Source organism: Flavobacterium rivuli WB 3.3-2 = DSM 21788, assembly GCF_000378485.1.
Classification (GTDB): Bacteria; Bacteroidota; Bacteroidia; order Flavobacteriales; family Flavobacteriaceae; genus Flavobacterium; species Flavobacterium rivuli.
Window position 1 is genome coordinate 323,873 of sequence record NZ_KB899967.1, and the last position, 9,908, is coordinate 333,780.

The window sequence follows — 9,908 nt, forward strand, 5'->3', positions numbered from 1 at the left end:
AACGAAAGAGCCATCCGGGAATTTATTCGGGTGGCTTTTTAATTTTGGATGATAGATATGAGATGATAGACTTTAGACATTAGATAATAGAACGGAAACTTTGTAAAGAAAACCCGCACTGAGTACAGCGCAGGTAAAAACTTAAAGTTGTTTAATTCGTATAGCATTAACATAATCAATCTACCTTTTTTAGCTCTTTGCCCACTTCCTGTTCAGAATACTTACGTATCATTTTAATTCTGAAATCCTTAGATTTTGCTATTGATAAACTATCTCCATTTTTCATTATCATAATAAAATCCAAACCTTTAGCTACACTATCGCAGCTTTTAAAAATTTTATCTTCAAAAGACTTAACGTCAGATTTTATTGTAAATCCCTCATTTATTACCGCTTTAATAAAAAGACTATCTGAAAGTGACGATGATAATGCATACCCATCTTCATCCTGCCTAATCGTACTTATAGCTACCGGAATAAATTTATCATTATACTTTGCAACAATTTTTTTGAAATCATTTATCGCTATTTCACCTTTGTTAAAGCTTTTTATTTTAAAGACATAATACGACTCTGCACGTGAGTTAATGATAAAACCATCTAAATAAAACTGAGGAAAATTATAGCTTACAACTGTAGATTGCCATGTTGTTTTATATAAATTTGGTTGGTTGCCCTCTCTATCTTTACAAGAGAAGAGAAGACAAATTACGGCCAAAAATAATACGCGTTTTTTCATTTAAAATTATAACTCAATTAATGAAACAGTAAAGGTTCAATTTAAAAATTTGAATTTTAAAAGACTTAATTCATTTAGCATGCAAATAACCGTCAACAAAAAGAATGGTATCGAACTCAATAAAAACAGGCTCTCTCGAAATAATCCGCTGTAAAAACAAAGTATGCCTACCCACACAAGTATCAATACCAATAGTGGAATTACAAGCTTTTTATTTTTTAAAACACAATAGGCATAATAAATACCGGCAAATATAATTACTAAAGAAACATCTAATAAAAAAACACTCCTGTTAACTATAAAATTAGAAACAACAACGTAAATAACATACATCAAAGCATCAGATGACGGCCCCCTATAAGCGCTAATCCTTATTGAATAAAAACTAAATAGCAGTAGCCAGCAAAGGATATCTTTCGGATTTATTTTACTGGTACCACCCATAAAACTTATTCGTTAAGCTTATTATTAATATGTACTAATGTACAAAACTTTGGGATAGCTGTGGTATATTATCTACTATCTCACATTTAATATCTGTCTTATAAATTTTAACTCACAAAATACTTCTACCTGTTAATAAATGCTTAATTTTGCACTCCAATTTCAAGTACATGAGAACCAAGTCGATAAAGAAAAATAAGATCAATGTAATTACGCTGGGATGTTCTAAGAACGTGTATGACAGCGAAGTGCTTATGGGTCAGTTACGCGCAAGCGGCAAAGATGTTACCCATGAGGCTCCTGCACACGACGAAGGAAACATCATTGTTATAAACACCTGCGGATTTATTGATAATGCCAAGGAAGAGTCGGTTAACATGATACTTAATTATGTCGACAAAAAAGAACAGGGCCTTGTAGATAAGGTTTTTGTAACGGGTTGCCTTAGCGAACGCTATAAGCCCGATTTACAAAAGGAGATCCCTAATGTAGACCAGTATTTTGGCACTACAGAACTTCCCGGCCTGCTTAAAGCACTGGGTGCTGATTACAGGCACGAGCTACTGGGCGAACGCCTTACCACTACCCCTAAAAATTATGCTTACCTAAAAATTGCCGAAGGCTGCGACCGCCCGTGCAGTTTTTGCGCTATACCGTTAATGCGTGGCAAACACGTTTCCCAGCCTATAGAAAAGCTGGTTAAAGAAGCTGAGGGCCTTGCTAAAAATGGCGTAAAGGAACTTATACTTATTGCACAGGACTTAACCTATTATGGCCTTGACCTGTATAAAAAACGCAACCTTGCCGAACTATTGGAAGGTTTGGTTGCTGTAGAGGGCATTGAGTGGATCCGCCTGCATTATGCATTCCCTACAGGTTTCCCTATGGATGTGCTGGAACTTATGAGGCGCGAACCTAAAATTTGTAACTACCTTGATATTCCGCTACAGCACATAAGCGATAAAATATTAAAATCAATGCGCCGTGGTACAACACAAGCCAAAACCACTAAGCTGTTAAAAGAGTTTCGTGAAGCGGTGCCGGGCATGACTATAAGGACTACGCTTATTACGGGCTACCCGGGTGAGACCGAAGAGGATTTCCAGATCATGAAAGACTGGGTACAGGAAATGCGTTTTGAGCGCCTGGGCTGTTTTACCTACAGCCATGAAGAGAACACACACGCTTACCTGCTTGAAGATGATGTTCCTGCCGATGTAAAACAACAACGTGCTAACGAGATCATGGAGATACAAAGCCAGATTTCGTGGGACCTTAACCAGGAAAAAATAGGCAAGACCTTCCGTTGCATCATCGACCGTAAAGAAGGTGCCCATTTTGTGGGAAGAACCGAGTTTGACAGCCCCGATGTTGACAACGAAGTACTTATAGATGCCTCTATAGCTTACCTTAAAACAGGTGAGTTTGTAAATATTATTATTACCGATGCTACCGAATTTGACCTTTATGGCGTTCCGGCTTCGGTACAGGCTAATTAAAAAAGGAAGCTAAAGTGAAAAATCTTTAGCTTTTTTTATTAAGTTTGATAATCAATTTAAGTATACTATGAAATTTAGAGCGTATTATATTTTTTTAGCACTGGCTTTATTTATATCTGCAACATCTTATGCGCAGGTAGACAGGCGTATAGGAAGCGGGCAGTACAGGAGGGCACCAAAAGCTAAGGATGGTAAAAGCACCGACTTTGTAGACCAAACGGTTGAATACTATACAAAAGAACTTAAACTGGATGATTTTCAGCAGGCTGCAATACGCACTATTGTAGAGGAGCAGCGCGATGCTATAAACGAACTTATGGCTGCCAAAGAAATTACTTCCGACGAAAGGCGCGACAGGGCAAAAGCCATTAATGATAAGATAGATGCTAAGATTGTACCCATACTATCTGAAGATCAAAAAACAAAATACAAAACCACGATACAGGACAAGCGCAAGTATTAAGAAGTTTAAAATTAAGCCACGAATTACACTACTGCCAATCAATTTTTGGAATTACTGTAATTCGTGGTTTTATTTTATAACACTAACAGCCCAAATTCCCTAAGGGTATTTACAGGCTTACTGTACCACAGGAGCTCAAAGTCTTCAAGGCCTGCATCTTCATAGCTCTGCTTTGTTTGTGCAAAACTAAGTACAGCTTTATTGGCTACAGCCGCCTTATCTAAAAAAGCAGTTAGCCACTCGCCCTGCTCTTTATCTACCTGTATGGTAAAGCTTTCTTTTTTATCATGAAAGGTAAGCGAGGCATTCTCAAAACTCCTGCCCTTTTTAGTTTTGGTTATGTAGGTAACGGCCGGTTTACCACCTGTCCAAACCACTTTTGCAGTAGGCTTGGTGGTAAAGTTATCATCTTCCTGCAGCACATTATAAATGTAACCATCGGGCACTTTAGTTTTAGGGACCTTAAATTCGAACCAATCCTGCAACGAATAATCAAAACAAATACCGTGCATGTAGTTAAACAGCGACTTCTTAAGCCCGAAGCTAAACTTATCGTGGTTGGCACCTGTTTTATCTATGTGAATAATATCGTTATTGGCAAAGCTGCCTACATGTTCTGTTTCTTTAAGTACGCCAAATTGCTCCGGGTACATACCCACGGGGCTGTGTGCAGTCATGGCAAACTGGTGCCAAAAGCCTGACTGCAGTATCCCTACTTCAAACATTTGGCGTACCATCTCGAGGCTGTCTATAGTTTCCTGCGCTGTTTGCGTAGGGAAACCATACATAAGGTAGGCATGCACCATGATACCGGCCTGGGTAAAGTTGCTGGTAACCCGTGCTACCTGGGCTACGGTAACACCTTTTTGTATCAGTTCTAAAAGCCTGTCTGATGCCACTTCAAGCCCTCCCGAAACTGCAATACAACCGGAGGCCTTTAGTATCCGGCATAAGTCGGCACTAAAGCTCTTTTCAAACCGGATGTTTGTCCACCATGTAACGGCAAGGTTGCGACGCAGAATTTCCAACGCCATTTCTCGCATTAGTGCAGGCGGTGCAGCTTCGTCTACAAAATGGAAACCGTTTTGTCCCGTTTGGGCAATAAGCTCTTCCATACGGTCGCACAACAATTTAGCCGCTACAGGTTCGTACACTTTAATATAATCTAAAGATATATCGCAAAAGGTACACTTGCCCCAGTAGCAGCCGTGTGCCATGGTAAGTTTGTTCCAGCGGCCATCGCTCCACATGCGGTGCATAGGGTTTACAATTTCTATAACCGATATGTAACTGTCTAAAAGCAAATCAGAATAATCGGGTGTGCCCACATCTGCCTGCTTGTAATCACGGCAACCGGAATTGTCTATATATTTAACGGCACCATCTACCAGTGCGAACGTGCGTTTAAGCTGGCCTACCTCACGCTTGCCATCTATGTGTTCAATAAGGCATTCCAGCGGAGATTCGCCATCATCGAGCGTTATGAAATCGAAGAATTCCATCACGCGGGCATCGGTAAGGGAGCGTAATTCGGTATTGGGGAAACCACCGCCCATAGCAGTTTTTACGCCGGGAAAATTTTGCTTAATGTACTGAGCGCTCCTAAAGGCGGCATACAAATTACCCGGAAACGGTACCGAAAAGCATACCAGTTGTGGGTTAACCGTAAGCATACGCTCGTGCAGCAACTCGATTAAAATTTCGTCTATATATGTAAACGGCTGTTGCAGCATGTTGTACAGCTCATCGAACGAGTTGGCCGATCGCCCCATTCTTTCGGCATAGCGGCTAAAGCCAAAATGCGGATCGATACACTCTACAATAAGGTCGCTTATATCTTCAAGGTACAGCGTGGCAAGGTGCTTGGCCTTATCCTGAACGCCCATAGTTCCAAAAGCCCAGTCGAGTTCTTCGAGCTGTGCAAAGCGTGATGCTTCGGGCAGGAAATCTTCCCGGCATATAAGGTGGCTCAGCGTGGGGTTATGCCCCTGAAGGAACAATATAACGGCATCTATGGTTTTAAGGTACTCGTTTTTAAGGGCGATGATGCGCTGTGCGTTGGCAGATAATGGTTGGTTGTTGGCTGATGGGTGTTGGGCTTGACCCGCTGCACCAAATTGAGGGGATGGAACTACAGGGTAGGAGTCGGAAGTGGGAGGTTCAACCTCACCCCCGGCCCCTTGCTCGTTAGTTGTTGCATGGTTGTCCTCTCCCCCAGCCCCTCTCTTAAGGATAGGGGAGTTAGCTTCGGGGGATGTGTTAGTATTGGCTACTTTTAATTGCTCATTGCCTGTTGCCTGTTGCTTATTTCCTTTTGCCTCGTTTACCTCACCCCCAGCCCCTCTCCGAAGGAGAGGGGAGTTAGCTTCGGGGGATGTATTAGCATTGGCTACATTTAATTGCCCATTGCCTGTTGCCTGTTGCCCATTGCTAATTGCTAATTGCCTATTGCTAATTTCTTCAAATAAATCAGTCAATCCCTGTTTAGAGAACAATTTAAGTATAACTTCAATACCCAGGTCGGCCTGCGTAGAGGCTATGCCCTTGGTATTAAGGAACCCTTTTATATATGCCGAAGCCGGGTAAGGCGTGTTAAGCTGTGTAAAGGGCGGGGTAACGATAAATACTTTGGTACTCAAAACAATTGGGGATTAAGAGTGCAAAAATACGGGATATTTTTTAAATAATGCGGTGTAGGGATTTTGGGTATATTTACGATTAAACAATCCTGAATATGAAGATAATTATTCTACTCTCATTAATTACCCATTTCGCATTTGCCCAAAAAAGCACTTCCTGTTCGTGCCCTACTAATACAATGGCAGGCACAATTAAAGGTGAAAAGCCGAAGGAGTCTTTTCATTTTACAACCGGCGAGGAAATAATTTTATGTGGCTATACAGAAGAACAAAGCGGTAAGACAACATATTCAGAATTTATTCTTCAGGAGTGCGGAAAAAATGAGGCCATCAATTTTTGGGGAGCAATATTTACTGGTTCGGTAGATTTTAAGAACGATGTAATTTCTATCAAAGAAATAAGGAACCTTCCTACAGGACCAGAAAGAAGTTTTATATCTACCTTTTGGAGTACAGAAACTTTTCGTTATGACAATAACAAACTGGTAAGAAAGCACAAAATAAACCAGGATATCCGCAAGTATACCAAAGCTGAAATTGAAAAAACACTAAAGGAATTTGAAGCCGGAAAAAATAATTATGCAGGCGATGCTGAAGAAGTTATGTATAGATTATTTATAGCTGCATTATCGGGTAATTCAAAAGCTAAAAAATATTTTAATGAGTTTAGTACATTCACTATGCTTGACGGCGCCGTTAGTGAAGATTATAAAGAATTGACGTCGATGTTACAGCAGTGGGAATAATTTTAAAATAAATATACGATTAATAGTGTGGACGCAGAAACGGCAAATTATATAGTTACTTATTATTCTAATTTCCTTAGCCTTGAAGAAACAATGGCCGTCAGGCATATTCATTCTCTACAAAAACTTTCAGGTGAATCAAATCCTAATCTGGAAAAGATGTATAGAAAACAAGGATGGCTTACAGATAATGAGACGGTATTAGATTTGTTACGAGATGGATATGACACTTTCGAAATACGCGTTGCGAATAGGATTTTAAAAGACAATAGTGACAAAGTATTTTTAAACAATTGCCCTAAATGTGGTAAGCTTGCCCGTACACCCATGGCAAAGCAATGCCGCTTTTGTACACATAACTGGCATTAATTATAGAAAACCATCTATCTATCCCTTTTTTCCGTAATTTTGCACAAAACAAGTTACAATGCCATCAGACTGTATCAGCTACCAGAGTTCAGGATATTTTACACCGCTTATAAACGATTACCTAAACCAGCACGATACCCTGAAGCCATTGTACCACCGCTTCCCTACCCTGCAAAACTTTAAACTGCAGCTGGAAGAAAAACAGCAAAATTACACTCCGGAGTTTCGCAGCATACTGGCTGACACATTAGAAAACCAATACAGCAGCATAGAAACATCTGCCCTTACCCAAAAAAACATAAGCCGTTTACGCAAAAACAACACGTTTACCGTAACCACCGGTCACCAGCTTAACCTGTTTACCGGCCCGCTCTATTTTTTATACAAAATAGTTTCAGCAATTAATTTGGCAAAGCAGTTAAAAGAGGAATATCCCGATTATCATTTTGTACCGGTATACTGGATGGCTACCGAAGACCATGATTTTGAGGAGATAAACTACTTTAATTTTCAGAATAAAAAAATAAAATGGCCCCGCGAAAGTGCAGGACCCGTGGGCAGGCTTAACATAGATGGGCTTGATGCCGTGCTTGGTGCCTTTAGTAAAGAACTAGGTATGGGTAACAATGCCAAATGGCTTAAAGACCTGTTTGAAGCATCTTACCTTAAGCACACCAACCTTGCCGATGCCACGCGGTATCTTGCTAACGAGATATTTGGCGAGCAGGGGCTTGTAATTATTGATGCCGATACCGCCGATCTGAAAAGGCTATTCATCCCGTACGTTAAGGAAGAGTTGCTGCACCAAACATCGCAACAAAAAGTTGCCGAAACTACAGAGCTACTTAAAAACTACAACATACAGGTTAACCCGCGCGAAATAAACCTTTTTTATATAGAAGATACCCTTCGCGAACGTATTATACTACAAGATGGTATTTATACCGTTAATAATACCGACCGGACTTTTACCGAAGCGGAACTACTTGCAGAATTAAACAACCATCCTGAAAAATTTAGCCCTAACGTAATCATGCGCCCGCTATACCAGGAAGTTATATTGCCCAATCTTTGCTACATAGGCGGCGGCGGCGAGTTGGCGTACTGGCTGGAACTGAAGTCATTTTTTGAAGCTTCAAATGTTACTTTCCCAATCCTGTTACTGCGTAATTCGGTCTTGCTGGCAACACAAAAACAAGCTGAAAAACTGGACAAGCTAAACCTTACCTGGGCAGATGTTTTTACCAAACAACAACTGCTACTCAACAAAAAAGTACAGGAATTCTCGGCTTTCCAACTTGATTTTTCGGAGCAGAAAGAAGTGCTGCAACAGCAGTTTGCAACACTGGCAGACATTGCCACTAAAACCGATGCATCGTTTACAGGAGCAGTACAGGCACAGCAGGCCAAGCAGCTTAAAGGCCTCCAAAACCTTGAAAAAAAATTACTTCGTGCTGAAAAACGCAGCCATGCCGATCAGCTGGAACGTATTACCCTTATACAAAACGAGCTTTTCCCTAACCGTTCTTTACAGGAACGCACAGTTAACTTTGCCGAGTTTTACCTGGAGCACGATGGTAAATTATTAGACAAACTCTTTAAAGAACTTAAGCCTTTAGAGCAAGAATTTAACGTAGTGGTACTTTAAAATTTAGTTTTATGACAGACGAGCAACTTGCAATTGTAATGGAAGAAAGGGAGAAATATATTAAAGACCCATCAAGCCTTATACCATTAGAAGATTTTAAAGCTAATATTAAGAAGAAACATGGCTTTTAAGTTTTGCTCTCTGATCTAATTTTAAATTATCCTTAAAGAAACCATCTAAATTTTAAGTATTGATTTAAAACCATTACTTTTGCGCAAAATATAAAAAACACCATGGCAACAAACAGAACTTTTACAATGATTAAACCGGATGCAGTTAGAAACGGGCATATCGGTGGTATTTTATCTATGATAACAGATGCAGGTTACAAAATTGTATCTCTAAAATTAACGCAGCTTACTGTAACAGATGCTCAGGCGTTTTATGCAGTACACAGCGAAAGGCCTTTTTATGGCGAACTTGTAGAGTTTATGTCGGGCGGCCCAATAGTTGCAGCTATCCTTGAAAAAGAAAACGCTGTTGAAGATTTCAGGAAACTGATTGGCGCCACAAACCCTGCTGATGCTGCCGAAGGTACTATTCGTAAAAAATATGCTACATCTATGGGCGAAAATGCTGTTCATGGTTCTGATAGCGATGAGAACGCAGCTATAGAAGGTGCTTTTCATTTTGCAGGCAGGGAGCAGTTTTAATACAAGACCTCAGCCATTTGGCTAAAAAAAATACAAAGCAGTCGGTAGCCCCGGCTGCTTTTTTTTGTCCTTTTATACCCTCCTAATTGTCGGTTTTGCACAGCATAAGTTCAATTGTAATCTTTTAACTTTGGTAAACAACAAACTTAAAACCAACAATATGCAAAAAGTAACACCCTGCCTTTGGTTTAACGGGCATGTAAACGAGGCACTCGACCTTTACAAAAATCTGTTCAGCGACTTTAAAGTAAAAGAAATATCCTATTACACAGAGGCTGCTCCCGGAGAAACCGGAAGTATACTCACTGTTGTTTTCGAAATCTTTGGCCAGGAGTTTATGATACTTAACGGTGGCCCGCAGTATAAGCATACCGAAGCTATATCTTTTACTATAAACTGTGATAATCAGGAAGAAGTAGACCATTACTGGAACGGCCTTACCGCTAATGGCGGAGAGGAAAGCGTTTGTGGCTGGCTTAAAGACCCATTTGGTATTTCATGGCAGGTAACCCCAACCATACTTCCTAAATTACTAAAAGACAAAGATCCTGTAAAAGCAAATAATGTTATGAAAGCCATGATGGAAATGAAAAAGATTGACATTTCAAAACTTAAGGAAGCTTACAACCAGTAATTATAAGGAGGAGCCATTTAAGCTCATTTTTGCAATGGCCGGTCCTGCCCTCGCCTATATCTTTTCGCTATCGC

At 40.3% G+C, this 9,908-nt stretch carries 9 protein-coding genes; 7 read left to right on the forward strand and 2 right to left on the reverse strand.

Annotation, left to right across the window (positions count from 1 at the left end; all coding sequences use genetic code 11):
- Positions 1-175: 175 nt before the first annotated feature.
- Complete coding sequence (locus tag F565_RS0104940; protein ID WP_020212091.1) at positions 176-739, reverse strand: hypothetical protein; 564 nt, start codon at positions 737-739, stop codon at positions 176-178.
- A gap of 614 nt (positions 740-1,353) precedes the next feature.
- On the opposite strand from F565_RS0104940, the gene rimO reads away from it, so the two are divergent.
- Complete coding sequence (rimO, locus tag F565_RS0104945) at positions 1,354-2,682, forward strand: 30S ribosomal protein S12 methylthiotransferase RimO (protein WP_020212092.1); 1,329 nt, start codon at positions 1,354-1,356, stop codon at positions 2,680-2,682.
- 67 nt (positions 2,683-2,749) lie between these two features.
- Complete coding sequence (locus F565_RS0104950) at positions 2,750-3,145, forward strand: hypothetical protein (protein WP_020212093.1); 396 nt, start codon at positions 2,750-2,752, stop codon at positions 3,143-3,145.
- A gap of 74 nt (positions 3,146-3,219) precedes the next feature.
- On the opposite strand, the gene F565_RS0104955 is transcribed toward F565_RS0104950, so the two are convergent.
- Positions 3,220-5,784 (reverse strand): B12-binding domain-containing radical SAM protein, encoded by a 2,565-nt coding sequence (locus F565_RS0104955; RefSeq protein WP_020212094.1) that lies wholly within the window; start codon positions 5,782-5,784, stop codon positions 3,220-3,222.
- Between the two features lie 95 nt (positions 5,785-5,879).
- Here F565_RS0104955 and F565_RS0104960 point away from each other — a divergent pair, with 95 nt between their 5' ends.
- From F565_RS0104960 to F565_RS0104985, 5 genes are all read left to right on the forward strand, one after another.
- On the forward strand, positions 5,880-6,530 hold the full coding sequence (locus F565_RS0104960; RefSeq protein WP_026299889.1) for a hypothetical protein: 651 nt from the start codon (positions 5,880-5,882) through the stop codon (positions 6,528-6,530).
- Between the two features lie 27 nt (positions 6,531-6,557).
- On the forward strand, positions 6,558-6,899 hold the full coding sequence (locus F565_RS0104965) for a hypothetical protein (protein ID WP_020212096.1): 342 nt from the start codon (positions 6,558-6,560) through the stop codon (positions 6,897-6,899).
- Between the two features lie 58 nt (positions 6,900-6,957).
- Entirely contained in the window at positions 6,958-8,547 is a 1,590-nt protein-coding gene (gene bshC / locus F565_RS0104970; protein ID WP_020212097.1) for a bacillithiol biosynthesis cysteine-adding enzyme BshC, read from the forward strand.
- A gap of 233 nt (positions 8,548-8,780) precedes the next feature.
- Positions 8,781-9,200: a nucleoside-diphosphate kinase gene (locus tag F565_RS0104980; RefSeq protein ID WP_020212099.1), complete on the forward strand. Its 420-nt coding sequence runs from the start codon at positions 8,781-8,783 to the stop codon at positions 9,198-9,200.
- A gap of 160 nt (positions 9,201-9,360) precedes the next feature.
- Positions 9,361-9,834 carry a VOC family protein gene (locus F565_RS0104985; protein ID WP_026299890.1) on the forward strand — a complete coding sequence of 158 codons (474 nt, stop codon included), beginning with the start codon at positions 9,361-9,363 and terminating at the stop codon, positions 9,832-9,834.
- The last annotated feature ends 74 nt before the right edge of the window (positions 9,835-9,908 follow it).

Coding starts and splice junctions, on each gene's coding strand:
- F565_RS0104940 (WP_020212091.1), bottom strand. CDS start 739: ATGAAAAAACGCGTATTATTTTTGGCCGTAATTTGTCTTCTCTTCTCT.
- rimO (WP_020212092.1), top strand. CDS start 1,354: ATGAGAACCAAGTCGATAAAGAAAAATAAGATCAATGTAATTACGCTG.
- F565_RS0104950 (WP_020212093.1), top strand. CDS start 2,750: ATGAAATTTAGAGCGTATTATATTTTTTTAGCACTGGCTTTATTTATA.
- F565_RS0104960 (WP_026299889.1), top strand. CDS start 5,880: ATGAAGATAATTATTCTACTCTCATTAATTACCCATTTCGCATTTGCC.
- bshC (WP_020212097.1), top strand. CDS start 6,958: ATGCCATCAGACTGTATCAGCTACCAGAGTTCAGGATATTTTACACCG.
- F565_RS0104980 (WP_020212099.1), top strand. CDS start 8,781: ATGGCAACAAACAGAACTTTTACAATGATTAAACCGGATGCAGTTAGA.
- F565_RS0104985 (WP_026299890.1), top strand. CDS start 9,361: ATGCAAAAAGTAACACCCTGCCTTTGGTTTAACGGGCATGTAAACGAG.